This is a genomic window from Streptomyces sp. NPDC020299 (assembly GCF_044387825.1).
Taxonomy (GTDB): domain Bacteria; phylum Actinomycetota; class Actinomycetes; order Streptomycetales; family Streptomycetaceae; genus Streptomyces.
This window is the reverse complement of the sequence record NZ_JBIRWL010000004.1, coordinates 548,577-566,448: the sequence shown is the minus strand read 5'-3', so window position 1 is coordinate 566,448 and position 17,872 is coordinate 548,577. Positions and strand designations below refer to the sequence as shown.

At 71.0% G+C, this 17,872-nt stretch carries 18 protein-coding genes and 1 pseudogene; 7 read left to right on the top strand and 12 right to left on the bottom strand.

The annotated features are described in order from the left end of the window. Positions 1-24 precede the first annotated feature (24 nt). The 4 genes from chvE to ACH45E_RS14035 form a co-directional block, all read right to left on the bottom strand. Complete coding sequence (chvE, locus tag ACH45E_RS14050) at positions 25-1,134, bottom strand: multiple monosaccharide ABC transporter substrate-binding protein (protein WP_361438069.1); 1,110 nt, start codon at positions 1,132-1,134, stop codon at positions 25-27. A 137-nt stretch (positions 1,135-1,271) separates the two neighbouring features. Further along, a complete protein-coding gene (locus ACH45E_RS14045; protein ID WP_361438067.1) occupies positions 1,272-2,240 on the bottom strand; it encodes a hypothetical protein in 969 nt (322 codons plus the stop codon). A gap of 113 nt (positions 2,241-2,353) precedes the next feature. Next, positions 2,354-3,358 carry an alcohol dehydrogenase catalytic domain-containing protein gene (locus tag ACH45E_RS14040; protein ID WP_361438065.1) on the bottom strand — a complete coding sequence of 335 codons (1,005 nt, stop codon included), beginning with the start codon at positions 3,356-3,358 and terminating at the stop codon, positions 2,354-2,356. Next, positions 3,355-4,515: a mandelate racemase/muconate lactonizing enzyme family protein gene (locus ACH45E_RS14035; protein ID WP_361438063.1), complete on the bottom strand. Its 1,161-nt coding sequence runs from the start codon at positions 4,513-4,515 to the stop codon at positions 3,355-3,357. The genes ACH45E_RS14040 and ACH45E_RS14035 overlap by 4 nt, the downstream gene beginning before the upstream one ends. Before the next feature lie 201 nt (positions 4,516-4,716). On the opposite strand from ACH45E_RS14035, the gene ACH45E_RS14030 reads away from it, so the two are divergent. Beyond that, the gene (locus ACH45E_RS14030; protein ID WP_361438061.1) at positions 4,717-5,517 is read left to right on the top strand and encodes a hypothetical protein; all 801 of its coding nucleotides are present in this window, start codon (positions 4,717-4,719) and stop codon (positions 5,515-5,517) included. Positions 5,518-5,917: 400 nt separating this feature from the next. On the opposite strand, the gene ACH45E_RS14025 is transcribed toward ACH45E_RS14030, so the two are convergent. Continuing rightward, positions 5,918-6,781, bottom strand: a complete 864-nt coding sequence (locus ACH45E_RS14025; RefSeq protein WP_361438059.1) for a hypothetical protein — start codon at positions 6,779-6,781, stop codon at positions 5,918-5,920. A 181-nt stretch (positions 6,782-6,962) separates the two neighbouring features. Between ACH45E_RS14025 and ACH45E_RS14020 the strand changes: the two genes are divergently transcribed. Beyond that, positions 6,963-8,120: a serine hydrolase domain-containing protein gene (locus ACH45E_RS14020; RefSeq protein ID WP_361438057.1), complete on the top strand. Its 1,158-nt coding sequence runs from the start codon at positions 6,963-6,965 to the stop codon at positions 8,118-8,120. A gap of 97 nt (positions 8,121-8,217) precedes the next feature. Here ACH45E_RS14020 and ACH45E_RS14015 read toward each other — a convergent pair whose 3' ends face one another. After that, positions 8,218-9,216 (bottom strand): NADP-dependent oxidoreductase, encoded by a 999-nt coding sequence (locus ACH45E_RS14015; protein WP_361438055.1) that lies wholly within the window; start codon positions 9,214-9,216, stop codon positions 8,218-8,220. 90 nt (positions 9,217-9,306) lie between these two features. Here ACH45E_RS14015 and ACH45E_RS14010 point away from each other — a divergent pair, with 90 nt between their 5' ends. Both ACH45E_RS14010 and ACH45E_RS14005 read left to right on the top strand, forming a co-directional pair. Next, positions 9,307-9,744, top strand: a complete 438-nt coding sequence (locus ACH45E_RS14010) for a MarR family transcriptional regulator (RefSeq protein WP_361438053.1) — start codon at positions 9,307-9,309, stop codon at positions 9,742-9,744. A 42-nt stretch (positions 9,745-9,786) separates the two neighbouring features. Then, a complete protein-coding gene (locus tag ACH45E_RS14005; RefSeq protein ID WP_361438051.1) occupies positions 9,787-10,581 on the top strand; it encodes an EI24 domain-containing protein in 795 nt (264 codons plus the stop codon). Here ACH45E_RS14005 and ACH45E_RS14000 read toward each other — a convergent pair. After that, positions 10,571-11,052 (bottom strand): annotated as a pseudogene (locus ACH45E_RS14000) (pyroglutamyl peptidase); the annotation flags it as partial. The gene ACH45E_RS14005 and the pseudogene ACH45E_RS14000 sit on opposite strands and share 11 nt — an antisense overlap. Positions 11,053-11,085: 33 nt before the next feature. Here ACH45E_RS14000 and ACH45E_RS13995 point away from each other — a divergent pair. Next, positions 11,086-11,286 (top strand): DUF2568 domain-containing protein, encoded by a 201-nt coding sequence (locus ACH45E_RS13995; RefSeq protein WP_361438234.1) that lies wholly within the window; start codon positions 11,086-11,088, stop codon positions 11,284-11,286. A 238-nt stretch (positions 11,287-11,524) separates the two neighbouring features. Further along, on the top strand, positions 11,525-12,403 hold the full coding sequence (locus ACH45E_RS13990; protein ID WP_361438049.1) for a hypothetical protein: 879 nt from the start codon (positions 11,525-11,527) through the stop codon (positions 12,401-12,403). Between the two features lie 24 nt (positions 12,404-12,427). On the opposite strand, the gene ACH45E_RS13985 is transcribed toward ACH45E_RS13990, so the two are convergent. Further along, positions 12,428-13,402, bottom strand: a complete 975-nt coding sequence (locus ACH45E_RS13985) for an aldose epimerase family protein (protein ID WP_361438044.1) — start codon at positions 13,400-13,402, stop codon at positions 12,428-12,430. A gap of 10 nt (positions 13,403-13,412) precedes the next feature. Next, positions 13,413-14,306 carry an SGNH/GDSL hydrolase family protein gene (locus ACH45E_RS13980; protein WP_361438042.1) on the bottom strand — a complete coding sequence of 298 codons (894 nt, stop codon included), beginning with the start codon at positions 14,304-14,306 and terminating at the stop codon, positions 13,413-13,415. A gap of 257 nt (positions 14,307-14,563) precedes the next feature. Here ACH45E_RS13980 and ACH45E_RS13975 point away from each other — a divergent pair, with 257 nt between their 5' ends. After that, a complete protein-coding gene (locus ACH45E_RS13975) occupies positions 14,564-15,058 on the top strand; it encodes a DUF3145 domain-containing protein (protein WP_361438040.1) in 495 nt (164 codons plus the stop codon). Between the two features lie 81 nt (positions 15,059-15,139). Here ACH45E_RS13975 and fabF read toward each other — a convergent pair whose 3' ends face one another. The 3 genes from fabF to ACH45E_RS13960 all read right to left on the bottom strand — a co-directional run bounded on the left by fabF (position 15,140) and on the right by ACH45E_RS13960 (position 17,866). Beyond that, positions 15,140-16,426 carry a beta-ketoacyl-ACP synthase II gene (fabF, locus tag ACH45E_RS13970; protein ID WP_361438038.1) on the bottom strand — a complete coding sequence of 429 codons (1,287 nt, stop codon included), beginning with the start codon at positions 16,424-16,426 and terminating at the stop codon, positions 15,140-15,142. Between the two features lie 86 nt (positions 16,427-16,512). Continuing rightward, entirely contained in the window at positions 16,513-16,761 is a 249-nt protein-coding gene (locus ACH45E_RS13965; RefSeq protein WP_015660680.1) for an acyl carrier protein, read from the bottom strand. Between the two features lie 103 nt (positions 16,762-16,864). Then, entirely contained in the window at positions 16,865-17,866 is a 1,002-nt protein-coding gene (locus tag ACH45E_RS13960; protein ID WP_361438035.1) for a ketoacyl-ACP synthase III, read from the bottom strand. Positions 17,867-17,872: the final 6 nt, after the last annotated feature.

Genomic DNA, 17,872 nt, shown 5'->3' with positions numbered 1-17,872 from the left:
AGTGTGTGGTCGGGGTGGGCGGGATCACTTGAGCTGGGCGTCGGTGTAGTAGCCGCCCTTGACCAGGACGTCCTCGTAGTTGGTCTTGTCGACGCTCACCGGCTGGAGCAGGTAGGCGGGGACGACCTTGATGCGGTTGTTGTACGACTTGGTGTCGTTGATCTGCGGCTTCTTGCCCTTGATGACGTCGTCGACCATGGTCGTGGCGACCTCGGCGAGCTTGCGCAGGTCCTTGTAGATGGTCTGCGTCTGCTGGCCGGCGATGATGGACTTCACCGAGGCGATCTCGGCGTCCTGGCCGGTGATGACCGGCAGCGGCTTGCTCTTGGAGCCGTAGCCGTCCGACTTCAGCGCGGCGAGGATGCCGATGGAGATGCCGTCGTAGGGCGACAGCACGGCGTCGACCTTGGCGCTGGAGTACGTGGAGGTCAGGATGTCCTCCATGCGCTTCTGCGCGGTGGCGCCGTCCCAGCGCAGGGTGGTGATCTTGTTCAGCGCGGTCTGCCCGGACTTGACGACCAGCTGCTTCTTGTCGATGTACGGCTGGAGCACGCTCATCGCGCCGTTGAAGAAGTAGCGGGTGTTGTTGTCGTCGTTGGAGCCGGCGAACAGCTCGATGTTGAACGGGCCCTTCTTGCCGCTGTCCAGACCGAGCTTGTGCACGATGTACGTGCCCTGGAGCCTGCCGACCTTCTCGTTGTCGAACGAGGCGTAGTAGTCGACGTTCTTGGTGCCGAGGATCAGGCGGTCGTAGGAGATGACCGGGATGTTGGCGTCCGCGGCCTCCTGGAGCACGTTGTTCAGGGACTTGTTGTCGATGGCCGCGATGATCAGGCCCTTGACGCCCTGCGTGATCAGGTTCTCGATCTGGGAGACCTGGGTGTCCGGGTCGTCCTCGCCGTAGACCAGCTTGGCCTTGTAGCCCTTGGCCTCGAGGTCCTTGACGACGTTCTTGCCGTCGGCGATCCAGCGCTCGGAGGACTTGGTCGGCATCGCGACGCCGATCGTGCCGCCCTTGGAGTCACCGGTCTTCGCCTTGCTGCCGCCGTCGCTGTTCTGGCCGCAGGCGGTCAGGGTGAGGGCGAGGGAGGCCGCTCCGGCTACTGCGGCTATGGCGGCTCTGCGAGTACGCATGATCATCATCCTTGATGTGTGGGAACGGGCTCGGTACGGCGGTGCGGTGACGGCTCGACAGGCACTGCCGGGACGATCGAGGTGCGTTGGATTCTGTTGGTTCGCGTCCTGTTTTGTGAAGCGCGTTTTCCGGAACGTTATGCGGAAGTTCCGAACCGCTTCAGAGCGCCGGGCAGCCGCGAGCCGAGGGGCGCCATGTCGCCGCCGACTCCGTGCCGTTCCAGCAGGTCCAGGGCCAGCCGGCCGCGCCGCACCCGCTCCCGGGCCGTGGCCAGGGTCAGGTCCCGCATGTGGTGGCCGTACGGGTAGATGCCGGGGGCCTTGGACAGGCCGAACTTCAGATAGAGCGGCGCGCCGCGCCGGATCAGCTCGGCGACCTCGTACATCCGGACATATCCGCCGAGGTCGTCGGGGGCCTCGATGTACATGTCCATGGGCGCGCCGGAAACCCGTCTGATCTCCGTGAGGTGATCGAGCGTCAGGTCGCTGGGCACGTTGACGGAGTCGGCACCGAGCCCCTCGTACACCGCATACGAGGCGGGGTTGACCGGTCCGATCAGCGCCGAGACCTTCAGGGTGGTGTCGGCGGGGATGATGCCCTGCTCGCGCGCCCGGTGCAGCGTCCACAGCACGCCCTCGTCGGCGACGAGGAGGCACTTGACGCCCAGTTCGGTGGCCCTGATGGCGTCCTCGACGCAGCCGGCGACCGCGTCGTGGCCGCGCGCCCGCAGGCCCGCGCCGCGTGAGTCGGTGCGCACCGAGGCGCCGATGTCCCAGGTGCCGCGCGGGCCGGTGAACAGGCAGAGTTCGATGTCGCGTTCGGCGGTGGCGTCGACCATCTCGGTGATCTCGGCGTCGGTCAGCATCCACACGCCGCTGCCTTGGCTGATGCGGTGGATGGGTACGTCGAGTCGCGAGGCCTCCTTCAGGACGACCGCCAGCGCCTCGGGACCCTCGCACGAGGGGATCTCGGTGCGCCAGCGACCGCCGCCCGGGAAGGAGTGGGGCGAGGCGTCGGCGGGGTCGAGGGCGGGCGCGGCCAGGCCGAGGGCGGCGAGCGCCTGCTCACCGGGCCTGCGGGCTGCCGTGGCGGAAGCGTCGGTCACAAGCTGTCCTTAATGTTCGGTATTTCGGACGAGGTTCGCGGCTCGGGGTATGAAAAAGCTGGTGGTGTACGCCGGTACGGGGGTGGTCAGGTCACCCCCGTACCGGCGTACGGCTAGGGGCGGAGCAGCACCTTGCCGACCTTCGGGTCGCCTGCCCCGACCAGCTCGATGGCCTGCGAGAACTCGGTCAGCGGCAGCTCGTGCGTGACCAGCGGCAGCGGATCGAGCAGCCCGGCACCGAACACCCGGACCGTGTGCGCCCAGGCGTCCGGCGGCGCACCGAAGACGGTGTGCACCTCCAGCTGCCGTACGACGAGCTCGGTCGGGTCGAGACCGTCGGCGCCCGCCGCCGGGATGCCCGTCAGGACCAGGCGTCCACCGCGCCTGAGCAGGGACGCGGCGGTGCGCGCGGCGGACGCGGAGCCCGCGGTCTCGATGACGACGTCGAAGTCGTCCGGGAGCTCGTCGTCCTTCAGACGGAAGTCGGTCGCCCCGAACTGCCTCGACAGCGCCTCCCGGTCGCCCCGGGTGCCGACGACCAGCAGCTCGGCGGGGGAGACCGCCTTCAGGAACTGCACGGCGAACATCCCGAGGGTGCCGGTGCCCACCACCGCCATCCGCTCGCCCGGCTGGGCGTTCGCCTTCAGCGCGGCGGCCGCGATGCAGGCGGCCGGCTCCAGCAGGGCGGCGGCGGTGAGGTCGGCGTCGTCCGGCAGCGCGTGCAGCAGCCGGGCCGGCAGGGTGAGCGTGCCGGCCATGGCGCCCGGCTGGGTGAAGCCGGTCTCCTCGTACCCCGCGCTGCACAGGGTGGTCTCGCCCGCGTGGCAGCGGTCGCACACCTGGCAGTTGCGGAAGCCCTCGCCGACGACCTTGCGGCCGACCAGGCTCTGGGGCACCCCGGCGCCCACCGCCCGCACGGTCCCGGACCACTCGTGGCCGGGCGTGAGCGGGTAGCGGACGTACCCCTCGGGCCGGTTGCCCTGGTACACCTCACGGTCGCTTCCGCAAATACCGACCGCGTGCACGGCGACCAGCGCCTCGCCGGGACCCGGCTCGCGAGGCTCGTGCGGGACGACCCGGTGGGCGCCCGGAGCCTCGACGACGACCGCGGTGCTCACTTCTCGGTGCCCTTCGGCTTGCGCTGCTCCCAGCCCTCGGCCCACAGGTCGAACCGGGCCTGCTGCTGCGGGAACTCGGCCGCCGCGTCGGTGTCCAGCTCGACGCCGAGACCCGGCTTGTCGGAGAGGTGGAAGTAGCCGTCGACGACCTCGGGGGCGCCCTTGACGACCTTCTTGATCTCCGCGTCGGCGAAGTCGTTGAAGTGCTCGAGGATCTTGAAGTTGGGGGAGGTGAAGCCGACCTGGAGGCTCGCGGCCGTCAGCACCGGACCGCCCACGTTGTGCGGGGCCACCAGCATGTAGTGGGTCTCGGCGGTGGCGGCCAGCTTCCGGGTCTCCCAGATGCCGCCGATGTGGCCGACGTCCGGCTGGATGATGTCCACGGCCTGGCTCTCGAAGAGCTCGCGGAACTCGATCCGGTCGTGGATGCGCTCACCGGTGGCCACCGGGATGTCCACCTTGGCGGCGACCTTCTCCAGCGCCTTCAGGTTCTCCGGCGGGCACGGCTCCTCCAGCCAGGCCGGCTTGAAGGGGGCCAGCTCCTTGGCCAGGCGGACGGCGGTGGCGGGGGAGAAGCGGCCGTGCATCTCCAGCATCAGCTCGGCGTCCGGGCCGATCGCGTCCCGCACGGCCTCGATGAGGGAGACGGCGTACAGGGACTGCTCGTGGTCGAGCTCGAAGTGGCCGGTGCCGAAGGGGTCGATCTTGAGCGCCTTGTAGCCGCGCTCCATGACGCCCTGGGCGGCCTTGTGGTACGCCTCCGGGGTGCGCTCGGTGGTGTACCAGCCGTTGGCGTACGCCTTCACCTTGTCGGTGACCTTGCCGCCCAGCAGCTGCCAGACGGGCACGCCCAGGGCCTTGCCCTTGATGTCCCAGCAGGCCATCTCGATGACCGCGATACCGGACATCACGATCTCACCCGCGCGGCCGTAGTCGCCGTACTTCATACGGCGCACGAGGTCCTCGACAGCGAACGGGTCGGAACCGAGAATGTGGTTGGCCTCGGCCTCCCGCAGGTAGCCGATCAGTGCGTCGGTGTGACCGAGCATCCGGGTCTCGCCGACTCCGCTGATCCCCTCGTCGGTGTGCACCTGGACGTAGGTCAGGTTGCGCCACGGCGTCCCGACCACGTGTGTGCTGATTCCGGTGATACGCACGGCGGTTGCCCCTCAGCTGTTCGAGATTTCGTCACACGTTCGAAATGCTGGGCAGACAGTAAGGATGGGGTGAGGTGAGTGTCAATGGGTCGAACAGGTAACGGTTTCGGCAAGGCTTTCGAGAGCTCTTTCGGTTCCCCACCAAACCTTCACGGGGGTGCCTAGGAACGTTACCGTCCGGGAACTTAGTCTTCCCGCGTCATGGACTACTGCCACCCGTGCCGACGGCACCTCAACGGCGCCCTCGCCTGCCCGGGGTGCGGCGCACCGGCCGCGACGCCGCACGCGTACGCGTACGCCCCACAGGGGGACGTCCCTTACGCCGGCGAGCCCCTCACGGACGGCGAGCACGCCGCGGACGAGCCGGGTGAAGGCGGTGGAGGGGGCGAGGAGAACGACCCCGGCGACGAGCCGCAGGGCCGGGTGGCGAACCGGCGCCGGGCGCGTGGCCGCGGGGACGACGCGGGGCCCGCGGACTCGTCCGCGAGTCGTCGCGATCGCAAGGCCGCGGCGCACCGCCGCCGTCGTCGGCGCACCCTCCTGATCGCAGCGGGCTTCGTCCTGGCGGCAGGCGGCCTGAGCATCGCCGAGCTGGGCATCGACGCCCCCGGTTTCTCGAGCCCCGACCCCGCGGCGGCCGGCGGCGAGTCCGCGGACGGCGGTACGTCGACCTCCGGGCCGCAGCGGACGGCCAAGCCCCTGGACGACGCCTCCCCGGGCACCGGCGGCACTGCCTCGCCGGACCCGTCCTCGTCCCCGTCGGCCTCGAAGTCCGCCAAGGCCAAGGACGAGGACAAGGCTTCCGCATCCCCGGACGGCAAGAACACCGACCAGGCCCAGCAGTCGTCGGCCACGGGCACCGGCGGCACCGCCCCGGCCCCCACGACACCGGCGACAACCCAGCCGACGCCCACGCCGACCGCCGCACCGACCACGTCCGGCCCGACTGCGAAGCCTTCGCCTACGCGGACGTGCAATCGGTTCCTGTGGTGGTGCACGTAGTCCGCCCCGGCAGCCGGCGGTTTTCGCGGCCGCGCGGCCCTCGCGCCGACGGCGATTCGGCCGACGGTCACGCTGAGCGCCGCACCGACCACGTCCGGGCCGATTCCGAAGCTTCGCCTTCGCGGACGTGCAATCGGTTCCTGTGGTGGTGCACGTGATCTGACGGCGGTTTTGGGGACCTTGCGGCCCTCGGGGCTGTCCGGTGTCCGTGTCGGACCGTGGCGGCACGGCGGCCCGCGGTGGAAATCACCGGTCGCCGAATCCGCCACGCTCGGACCTGCCCGCGCCGGGGCAGCCCCTCCCTGGTCGGGAGGTGGTGGATGGATCGCGTACCAGCCGGGCCCGGGCCTCCGAGCACGCGCACCGCCCGATTGCCGCGGTCTCGTCCGGCGGGCAGGCGTTACGCCGGGCTCACCGCCACCACCACGCCCCGCTCGGCCGCCGGGCTGGCCGCCGCCGAGACTCGTACCGCCACCGCGCGGGCCGCCCGGCCGGTGCGGGAGGCGGTGGCCAGCAGGAGCGGCTGGAGCTGCTCCAGGCCCGCCACCACCAGCTCCTCGCCCGCGATCAGGGCCGGCCGGGCCGCCTTCGTGGCCGCCGAGGCCGCCTCCGTGAGGTCGGCGAGGGGCGGCAGGGTGGCGCGGGCGACGTCGGCGGCGACCGCGGCCGCGCGTTCCGCCAGGGCCACCTGGAGGGGCAGCAGGGGAGCGAGCGCGGCGGTCAGGGCGTCGGCGATGCGGCGCAGCTCGGGCGTGGAGTCGCGCAGCACCTCGGCCGCCGCCCGGAGTACCGGGGTCAGGGCCAGCAGGAGACCCGCGGCGAGCCCCGCCGCCGTGGGCAGCAGCGGGGACAGCGCCTCGGCCAGCTCCCCGGCCACGGCCGCGCACTCCTCCACCGCCGGCTCCACCGCGTCCAGCACCGGAAGCAGGCTGTCGCCGAGGGCGGCGAGCAGGGCCTGGGCCGGTTCGCTGACCGGGTGCGTGGCCAGCGGGGCGCCGGTCGTGCCCAGCCGGGTCAGGGTGTCGACGACGCGGTAGAACGCCTCCTGCGCCTGCGGTGAGGCGCTCGCCTCGGCCAGCTCGGCGGTCGTCCGGCGCAGCACCCGCAGCAGTTCGGTGCCCGAACCGTCCCGTGGGTCGAGGGTGTTGATCGCGATCTTCGTGATGTTGCCGGCCGTGTCCAGGAGCTGGCCGGTGATGTCGGTCGTGCCGCGTGCCATGCGCAGCATGTCGTCCCTGCTGGGGAGCGATGGAATCGTCGCCATGGGGCCCCTCCCGCCTCGCCGTCGCCCGCTCCGGGCGCACCCGCCACCAGCATGCCCGCCGCGGCCCGTCCGCAGGAGACATCGGGGAGACCAGGGCGTCAACAGACGGGGAAAGCGGTTGAGTCGAAGAGAGGCGTCGCGCCGTATTCGATCTAGGGAATCACCCGGAGGAGGCACGCGGATGACGCAGGAGATCACCGTCCACGGCACGGTCGCCGACGGCTTCGAGACGGTACGCGAGGAGTTCGCCGCGTTCGTCGCATCGGAACGGGACGACTACGAAGGGCAGTTGTGCGCGTACGTCGACGGCCGGCAGGTCGTCGACCTGTGGGCGGGTGAGGACGTCGACGGAGGCTCCCTGTATGGGGTGTACTCGTCGACCAAGGGAGCCGCCCATCTGGTCGTGGCGCTGCTCGTGCAGGACGGCACACTGGAACTGGACCGCAAAGTCACCTACTACTGGCCCGAGTTCGCCGCCGAGGGCAAGGGCGCGCTGACCCTGCGCGATCTGCTGGCACACCGCGCGGGCCTGGTCGGCACCGACACCGGCTTCACCCCGGCGGAGCTGGCCGACGACCGGGCGATGGCCGAACGCCTCGCCGACCAGCGGCCGTTCTGGCGGCCCGGCACGGGCTTCGGCTACCACGCGCTGGTCATCGGCGCGCTGACCGGCGAGGTCGTGCGGCGCGCCACCGGCCGGACGATCCAGGAGCTGCACGAGGAGCGGGTGCGCGCCCCCTACGCCCTGGACTTCCATCTGGGGCTGCCCCCCTCCCGGGAGCCCCGCTTCCGCACCGTCCAGCCGATGCTGCCGACCCCGAAGCAGCAGGCCCTGCTGGACGAGCTGCCGAGCGGGCCGCACACGCTGGCGTCCATCGCCTTCAACCGGCACGCGGCCGAGCCGACCGACATCGAGACGCTGCCCAACGACCGCCTGATCCGCGCCAAGGGCCCGGCGTCGGTGGGCGGCGTCGCCTCGGCGCGCGGCCTGGCCGGACTGTACGCGGCGGTGATCAGCGACGTCGACGGCAAGGCGCCGCTGCTGAAGCCGGACACGGTGGCGGAGTTCGGGCAGCTGCACTCCGCCGGGTACGACCTGGTGGCCCGGGTCCACAAGTCCTACGGCCTGGGCTTCCAGGCGACCGCGGACACCTACCACCAGTTCCTCGGCGCGGGGGCGTTCGGGCACGCGGGGGCCGGCGGCTCGCAGGCCTTCGCGGACCCGCGCAGCGGTCTCGCCTACGGCTACACCCGCCGCAGGCACGCCTTCCCGGGCGGCGCGGCCCCCGAGAACGACCGCCTGGCGAGGGCGGTGCACCGGGCGGCGCTGGAGCGGTGAGCCTAGGGCGGAGGCCGCGACCCCACGTCCAAGGGTCGCGGCCTCCGTCGTACGCAACGACCGCCGTCGGCGGGCGTCACGGTGTTTCCGCGATCGGTCAGAGCTTGACGATCATCTTCCCGGTGTTGTCGCCGCGCAGCACGCCGAGGAACGCCTCCAGGTTGTTCTCGATGCCCTCGACGACCGTCTCGCGGTACTTGAGCTCGCCGGAGCGGACCCAGGCGCCGACCTCCTGGACGAACTGCGGCTGGAGGTCGTAGTGGTCGCCGACCAGGAAGCCCTCGATGCGGCCCCGGGTCTGGATGAGGCGGGCGAGGTTCTTCGGGCCGGGGGCGGGCTCGGTGTTGTTGTAGACCGAGATCATGCCGCAGACCGCGATCCGGCCGCCCTGGTTGAGCAGGCCGATGGCCGCCTCGAGGTGGTCGCCGCCGACGTTGTCGAAGTAGACGTCGACACCCTCGGGGGCGGCCTCGCGCAGCTGCTCGCCCACGGGCCCGTTCCGGTAGTTGAACGCGGCGTCGAAGCCGTACTCCTCCACCAGCAGCTTCACCTTCTCGTCGGACCCGGCCGAGCCGATGACCCGCGAGGCGCCCTTGAGCTTGGCGATCTGGCCGACCTGGCTGCCCACGGCACCGGCGGCGCCGGAGACGAAGACGGAGTCGCCCTCCTTGAAGGAGGCGGTGCGCAGCAGACCGGCGTAGGCGGTGAGGCCGGTCATGCCGAGGACGCCGAGGTACGTCGACAGCGGCGCGGCCTCGGGGTCCACCTTGACGGCGTTCTTCGCGTCCACGACCGCGTACTCGCGCCAGCCGAAGAAGTGCAGCACGTGGTCACCGGCGGCGACGCCCTCGGCGTTGGACTCGACGACCTCGCCGACCGCCCCGCCCTGCATGACCTTGCCCAGCTCGAAGGGGGCGACGTACGACTTGGCGGCGCTCATCCGGCCGCGCATGTACGGGTCGACGGAGAGGTACTTGTTCCGCACCAGCACCTGGCCCTCGCCCGGGGTGGGGACCTCCGCCTCGACCAGGGCGAAGTCCTCGGGCTTCGGCCAGCCGACCGGGCGGCTGAGCAGGTGCCATTCGCGGTTGATCATGACAGCGACCTTTCCAATTTATTTCAGTACCTGAAACAACCATGCTCCTGAATATTTCAGGATGTCAAGTAACGGGGTATTCTCGAGGGCATGTCCACCCCACAGAAGACCCGCCGCCCCGACGAGCTGACCATGGAGGTCGTCGAGCTCATCGGGGACGTCGTGTCCCGGTTCTACGTCGACTACGAGGAGGCGGCGGGCGAGCACGCACTCACCGGTGCACAGGCCCGGCTGCTGAGTCTGCTTTCCGTGGAGCCGCTGCCCATGCGCAAGCTGGCGCAGAAGCTGAAGTGCGAGCCGTCGAACGTCACCGGGATCGTGGACCGGCTGGAGGCCCGGGGCCTGGTGGAGCGCCGCCCCGACCCGGCCGACCGCCGGGTGAAGCTGGCCGCCGCCACGGACGAGGGCGGCAGGGTCGCCCGGGAACTGCGCGACGGCCTGCGCTTCGCCCGCGAACCGCTGGCCGGGCTGTCCGACGAGGAGCGGCTCGCGCTACGGGATCTGCTGCGGCGGATGCTGGACGCCTGAGGGCCTCGCCGGGGCCCGGACACGCCCCGATAGGGTTCCCCCATGCGTGATCTCGGGGTCGGTTTCGGTTATCTCCTGCAGGGCCAGCGCTGGGTGGCCCGGCACGGCAAGCAGTACGGCTTCGGACTGCTCCCCGGCCTGATCACCCTGGTCCTGTACGCCGCGGCCCTGGTCGCGCTCGCCGTGTGGGGCGAGGACTTCGTCGCCTGGACCACCCCGTTCGCCGACGACTGGTCGAGCCCCTGGCAGGGGCTCTTCCGCGGCTTCCTCACGGTGGTCCTCTTCGCCCTCGGCCTCCTGCTCGCCGTGGTCACCTTCACCGCGGTGACGCTGCTGGTCGGCCAGCCCTTCTACGAGAGCCTCTCCGAGCAGGTCGACCGGGACGTCTCACCCGACGGGACGGCACCCGAGTCCGGCCTCCCGCTCTGGCGCGAGCTGTGGATCTCCGCCCGCGACAGCCTGCGCATCGTGCTCCGCGCCGCCGTCTGGGGCGTACTGCTGTTCGCCCTCGGCTTCCTGCCCTTCGTCGGCCAGACGGCCATACCGGTGCTCGGCTTCTTCGTCACCGGCTTCTTCCTCACCGAGGAACTCACCGCCGTCGCTCTCCAGCGCCGCGGCGTCGAACTGCGCACCCGCCTCACCCTGCTCCGCTCCCGCAAGACCCTGGTCTGGGGCTTCGGCACCCCCCTCGGCCTGGCCTTCCTGGTCCCGGTCGTCGCGGTGTTCCTGATGCCGGGCGCGGTCGCGGGCGCGACCCTGCTCGCCCGCGACCTGCTGGGCGAGGAGAACGCCGGGGAGCCGGACGAGACCGAGGACGACGAGAGGGTCACCTCCTGAACGCCGCGTCCGCCGCCACCGTCACGATCGCCCGCACCTGCGCGTGATGTCCAGCCGGTTCCGGACGAACTCCGCATCCGTGACCGTGCCGGTCGCCGGGTCGGTGTTGCCGGAGCCGAACTGGAGGACCGGGGTGTGCACATGGCCGCCCGGCAGCGTGTCGTGGAGGCCGAGACGGTCACGGAGCAGCGTGACCCGGTAGGCGATCTCGTTGGAGAGGTAGTTCCCGCCGCCCCCGGCGCGCGCCGTCGAGCCGGGGGTCGGACCGTCCGCCCGTACGACGGGCTCGGTCCCTCCCGCTGGGATCTCGGTGACCTCCGTGTGGTCGTACACCGGGAAGCGGCCGGTGTCCGCGGCCACGATCCGCTGGTACGGCAGGGTCGTCGCCGTCCACTGGGGCTGCGCGGCCGGCTCGGCGACCGGGACGGTCTCCGAGCGGGAGACGTTGTCGTTGTCGGGGTAGCCGCCCCGCTCGCCTGGCTGCTCGGAATCTCCGCGCCCGCCGTGCTGGTCGCGCTGTGGGTGCTGTTCGGGTCGCCGAAGGCGACGTACAAGACCCGCGGCACGGCCCGCGTCGGCTTCGAACTGCTGTGGTTCGGCGCCGGCGTGACCGCGCTGCTCCTCGCCGGGGCGACGGAATGGGCGATCGCCTTCGCCCTGGTCTGCCTGCTGAGCAAGACACTGGCCGTCGTCTGGGGACAGTAGGTCACAGAGAAACGGTGGGTGGTTGTGAAAGGTTCGTACGAAATCCAGGCGGGCCGCTCGATCAGCGACCGCAGGCTCGCCGCGACGATTAACGTCTGATCCGGGACAACCCCCCACGACCAGCCCCGGCCCGGGACCTGACCCCTGGGCCGGGGCTCGTGACGTCCAGGAACGTGTGGCAGACTCCCGGCCTTCGCGAGACACCGGGACACGCCGGTACGGGGGAGAGAGAACAGCCATGTATCCAGGTCAGGGTCAGCAGCAGCCGGGGCCGTACGGCCAGCAGCAGCCGTACCAGCCCTATCCGCCGCAGCAGCCGCCGTATCAGCAGCCCTACCCGCCGCAGCAACCGGCGTACAACCCGTACCAGCAGCAGCCCCAGCAGCCGTACCCGCCCCAGGTCCCCGAGCAGCGGCTCGGCGAGGGCCGGGTGCGGGTCGATCCGAATCTCACGCCGGGGCAGCGCGAGCTGGTGGTGAAGATCCAGCAGAAGGCCAAGTTCCTGGCCTACGGATTCGTCCTCGGCATCCCGCTCACCTTCGGCGGCGCCCACTTCGGCGTCACCCGCGCCCCCATCGGCTTCGCCGGTACGGCCGTCGGGCTGGCCGTGGTGGCCGTGGGCGTCCTCGCGCTGCTGCAGATGCAGGCGCTGAAGCGGCAGCTGAGGCTCATCACCCCGGACGCCTGGCGCTCCCCGGCGGCCCATCTGCCCGGCGCCCGCAAGGCGGCCACGCAGGCCGCGTACGTCAACGGCCTGCTGGTCCTGCTGTCCTTCGGCGCGGCGGGCTATCTGCTGGTCAAGGGCGCCGGGTGGGGCGCCTACGGCAACTCCTTCGGGTTCGGCGCGCTGATGCTCGGCGCCGCCATCCCCTTCGGCATGGGAGTGGCCGCCGCGACCACCGTCCCGCAACTGCTCCAGGTGATCCCGGCCGGCGCCAAGGTCGGCCGGAGCCTGTACTCGATCATCTTCGTGCTGGCCACCACCGTGACCGGCGAGGGCATCAAGGGCGGCACCCTGCCCCCGATCCTGATCGGCGGAACGACCCTGCTGGTCTGCGGCGGCGCCATGGCCGTGCTGGGCAAGGCCGTCAAGCGGATGCGCGGGGAGTCGAACTAGCGGGCGTCAGTCCCTAGGGCTGTCCTAGCCGCGCACGCCGAAGCCGTACACCGTCTCCGAGCGGTACACCCCGCCCGGCCGCAGTTCGGTGCTGGGGAACTCGGGGCGGTTGGGGGAGTCCGGGAAGTGCTGGGTCTCCAGCGCGATGCCGGCGCCCGCCGTGAACGGGTCGCTCAGATGGTCGGCGGTGTACAGCTGGAGGCCGGGCTCGGTCGTCGCGATCGTGAGCAGCCGCCCGGACACCGGGTCGTACAGCTCGGCGACCTCCTCGGGGCCGGCCGTGACGCCCTTGTCGAGCACGAAGTTGTGGTCGTAGCCGGGGCCGACCTCGCGGGCCGTACGGAAGTCGAAGCGGGAGCCGGTGACGTCCGCCGACTCGCCGGTCGGGATCCGGTCGGCGTCGACCGGGGTGTAGCGGGAGGCGGCGAGGCGGAGTTCATGGCCCACCGGGGCTGTGTCCCCGCCGAGGCGGAAGTAGCTGTGGTTGGTCAGGTTCACCACGGTCGGCGCGTCCGTCACCGCCTCGTAGGCGATCCGCAGCGCGCCGGACGCGTCCAGGGTGTACGTCGCCGAGATCTCCAGCCGGCCCGGGAAGCCCTCCTCGCCGTCCGGGCTCACCCGGGTCAGGCGGACCCCGTGCCCGACCGGCTCCGCCTCCCACACCCGCTTGTCGAACCCGCGTTCCCCGCCGTGCAGGGAGTTGGGGCCGTTGTTCGCGGCGAGCGTGTACGTGTGGCCGTCGAGCGCGAAGCGGGCGCCCGCGATCCGGTTGGCGTAGCGGCCCACCAGGGCACCCAGGAACGGCTCCGGGTGCCGGAGGTAGCCGTCGAGGCCGCCGAACCCCAGCACCACGTCAGCCGTCCGCCCCGTCCGGTCCGGGACCTCCACCGACTGCACGATCCCGCCGTACGTCAGGACCCTCACCCGCGTCCCGGCGCGCTCCAGCGTCCAGCGATGGACCTCGGTACCGTCGGAAAGTGTGCCGAAAAGTTCGCTCATGTGGGAAACCCTAGGTCACCGGCTCCTTCGCCGTGACCGTCCGGTACGCGATCGCCGCCAGCCGGGACTGGCCGTCCGTGCTCGGATGGAACCAGTCCCAGCGGCTCAGCTGACCGGTGCCGAAGCGGTAGTCGAAGACCGCGTTCCCGTCGAAGCGGCACCGCCGGTCCTTGGCGCAGACCTCCTTCAGCACCTTGTTGTAGGCCTCCACCCGCTGCTGCACCGTGTCCCGGCGCAGGGTCGCCGTGCTGGTCAGGTCGTCCGCGTCGCCCAGCATCGACGGGCAGATGCCCAGCTTCCACACCTGCTTGCCCAGCGGGTTCGTCCGGCCCTCGGACCACAGCCGCTTCAGGTTCGGCACGCTCGCCACGAACACCTGCGTCTTCGGCAGCGCCTCGCGCAGGGTGCTCATCGCCTCCTCGAACGAGGCCCGGAAGGCGGTCACCGAGGTCATCGCCGAGGTCGTCGCCCGGCAGGCGTCGTTCGCCCCGGCCATCACCGTCACCAACTGGGGCTTGCGGGTGACCGCCTGGGTCATCTGCGCCGGCAGGTCGGCCATCCGGGCGCCGGTCACCGCGTAGTTCCAGCTGCGCTCGGCCGCCCCGGACCGGCCAAGGAGCCGTACCGCCAGGCTGTCGACCTGCGTGCTGGTGCCGGTCGCCCAGGACACCTCGGGGCAGTCCGACAGCACCGTGCACGCGTCGAAGCCGCGGGTGATGGAGTCGCCGACCGCGGCGATCGAGGAGGGGCTGCGGTCCCACACCGAGGCCGGCCTGGAGGTCTTCGCCCGGGTGCCGTCCGGTGCCTGGGCGTCGCCGCGCACGGCGTCACAGCCGGCGGCCCCCAGGACGGCCGCCAGCACGACGGCGAGAGCGGCCCGCGAACGCCGGCGTCGATATCCCATGCCCAGGTCCATCCCCTTGTCGTGCCGTCATGGTCCCCAACCCATAACAACGCGCGAGGGTTCCCGGTAGGTGGCATGGAACGGCTCACACCCGTACAAGCGTCCCCATGGGTGAATGGTGGGCGTTTCCTGGCCCCGGGAGCGACGGTACGTCACACTCCTTGCCCCGTCGCACGGTAGCCTCGCCATCAACGCGGCCGTTGTGTCACTGCCGCCCCGCCCGACCGCAAGATGTCCCGCTCTGCCCGGAGGTTCCGGTGACGACACGTGGAGTTCTGTACGTGCACTCCGCGCCGCGCGCGCTGTGCCCGCACGTCGAATGGGCCGTCGCCGGGGTGCTGGGCACACGGGTCAGCCTCGACTGGATCCGGCAGCCCGCAGCCCCCGGCACCTGGCGCTCGGAGTTCTCCTGGCAGGGCCAGGCCGGCACCGCCTCCAAGCTCGCCTCGGCGCTGCGCGGCTGGCACCTGCTGCGCTTCGAGGTCACCGCCGAGCCCTGTCCCACCGCTGAGGGCGAGCGCTACAGCTGCACCCCCGACCTCGGCATCTTCCACGCCGTCACCGGCATCCACGGCGACATCCTCATCCCCGAGGACCGCCTGCGCGCCGCCCTGACGCGGTCCCAGCGCGAGGAGACGGACCTGGAGGCCGAGATCGCCAAGCTCCTCGGCAAGCCCTGGGACGACGAACTCGAACCGTTCCGGTACGCGGGCGAGGGCGCCCCGGTGCGCTGGCTGCACCAGGTGGTGTGATCGCCGCCCGGCACGCAGGAAGACGTATGAAGGGGCCCCCACCAGCCGGTGGGGGCCCCTTCATGTGCCTGGCGGCGCCGGTCAGATCGTCCGGAAGGCCAGCACCACGTTGTGTCCGCCGAAGCCGAACGAGTCGTTCAGCGCGGCGATGCGGCCCTCGGGCAGCGGACGGGCCTCACCGCGCACGACGTCCGCGTTGACCTCGGGGTCGAGCTCGTCGAGGTTGATCGTCGGCGGAGCCAGCCGCTTGGTCAGGGCGAGGACCGACGCGACCGTCTCGATGCCGCCGGCGCCACCGAGCAGGTGACCCGTCATCGACTTGGTCGCGGAGATCGCCATGTGGTCGACGTCGTCGCCGAACACCTTCCGCAGCGCCTTGATCTCGGCGACGTCACCCTGCGGCGTGGAGGTGGCGTGCGCGTTCACGTGCACGACCTCGGCGGGCTTGAGGTCGGAGTTGTCGAGCAGGTTCTGGAGCGCGTGCGCGATGCCGTTGCCGGACGGCTCGGGCTGCGTGATGTGGTGGCTGTCGGCGGAGATGCCCTGGCCGACGGCCTCGACGTAGATCCGGGCGCCGCGGGCCTTCGCGTGCTCCTCGGACTCCAGGACGATCACACCGGCACCCTCACCGAGGACGAAGCCGTCCCGGCCGGAGTCGTAGGGACGTGAGGCGCCCTGCGGGTCGTCGTTGTTCTTGGACATCGCCATCATGTTGCCGAACGCGGCGATCGGCAGCGGGTGGATGGCCGCCTCCGTGCCACCCGCGACGACGACGTCGGCGCGGCCCGTGCGGATCATCTCGATGGCGTAGCCGATGGCCTCCGCGCCCGAGGCGCAGGCCGAGACCGGGGTGTGCACACCGGCGCGCGCGCCCAGCTCGATGCCGACGTTGGCCGCCGGGGAGTTGGGCATCAGCATCGGCACGGTGTGCGGGGAGACACGGCGTACGCCCTTCTCCCGCAGAACGTCGTACTGGTCGAGCAGGGTGGTCACACCGCCGATGCCGGAGGCGATGACCGCACCCAGCCGGTCGGGGTTCACGGACGCGCCCGACGCGGAAGCGTCTGATGTCACAGCGCCCGCCTTGGCGGTGAAACCGGCGTCCTTCCAGGCCTCCTGAGCGGCGATCAGCGCGAACTGCGCGGACCGGTCCAGCTTGCGGGCCTGCGGGCGGGGGATGATCTCGCCCGGTTCGACGGCGATCTGCGCGGCGATCTTGACCGGCAGTTCGGCCGCCCACTCCTGCTCCAGGAGGCTGACGCCGGACTGACCGGCGATCAGGGCCTCCCAGAACGAGGCTACGTCGCCACCCAGCGGTGTGGTTGCGCCGATACCGGTGACGACCACGGTGCGATTGGTCGGGCTCACGGGAATTCTTTCTCCAACGGAATGGGGATTCAGCGGCGCCACCGCCGGGTGGCGGGGCCTAGCAGCCCGAGGGCCTAGAGAAAGGCTCAGGCCTGGTGCTTGAGGATGTAATCGGTCGCGTCGCCCACGGTCTTGAGGTTCTTGACGTCCTCGTCCGGGATCTTGACGTCGAAGCGCTCTTCGGCGGCGACGACGACCTCGACCATGGACAGCGAGTCGACGTCCAGGTCGTCGGTGAAGGACTTGTCCAGCTGGACGTCCTCAACCGGGATGCCGGCGATCTCGTTCACGATGTCGGCGAGACCGGCGACGATCTCTTCCTGAGTGGCGGCCATGTCAGGCGCTCCTTCTTAGATATCCAGACGGTGTGTGGCGTCCCGCCGCGCCGGCGGCGGGCAGGTGCAGACCGCACCGGATGCATGATCCGGCACGGAGTGCCTAGGGGAGGGTAACGACCGTCGCGGCGTAGACGAGACCCGCCCCGAATCCGATGACGAGTGCGGTGTCGCCGCTCTTCGCCTCGCCGGTCGCCAGAAGCCGCTCCATCGCGAGCGGAATCGAGGCGGCCGAGGTGTTGCCGGTGGTGCGCACGTCGCGGGCGACCGTGACGTGTTCCGGCAGCTTCAGTGTCTTCACCATCGAGTCGATGATCCGCTCGTTGGCCTGGTGCGGAATGAAGACGTCCAGGTCGTCCGGGCTGATCCCGGCCGCGTCCAGCGCCTGCTGGGCGACCTTCGCCATCTCGAACACGGCCCAGCGGAACACCGCCTGGCCTTCCTGCGTGATCGCGGGGAACTTCGCCACCGCGCCGGCCCGGTAGTCCGTCCAGGGCACGGTCTGCTTGATGGTCTCGGACTTGTCGCCCTCCGAGCCCCAGACGGTCGGGCCGATCGCGGGCTCCTTCGACGGGCCCACGACGACCGCGCCCGCGCCGTCACCGAACAGGAAGGCCGTCGCCCGGTCCTCCAGGTCGGTCAGGTCGGACAGCCGCTCGACACCGATGACGAGCACGTACTCCGCCGAGCCCTCGACGATCATGCCCTTGGCGAGGGTGAGCCCGTAGCCGAAGCCCGCGCAGCCCGCCGAGATGTCGAAGGCCGCGGCCTTGTTCGTGCCGAGCTTGTCGGCGATCTCGGTCGCGACGGCCGGGGTCTGCTTGAAGTGCGAGACGGTCGAGACGATCACGCCGCCGATCTGCTCGGCGGTGATACCGGCGTCGGCGATGGCCTTGCCGGACGCCTCGACCGACATGGCGGCGACGGTCTCCTCGTCGTTCGCCCAGTGCCGGGTCTCGATGCCGGAGCGCGAGCGGATCCACTCGTCGGACGAGTCGATCGTCTCGAGGATCACCTCGTTGGGCACCACCCGGGTCGGGCGGTAGCCGCCCACACCGAGGATGCGCGCATACGGGGCACCCTTGCTGGGCTTGATCTTCGCCATTCAGGG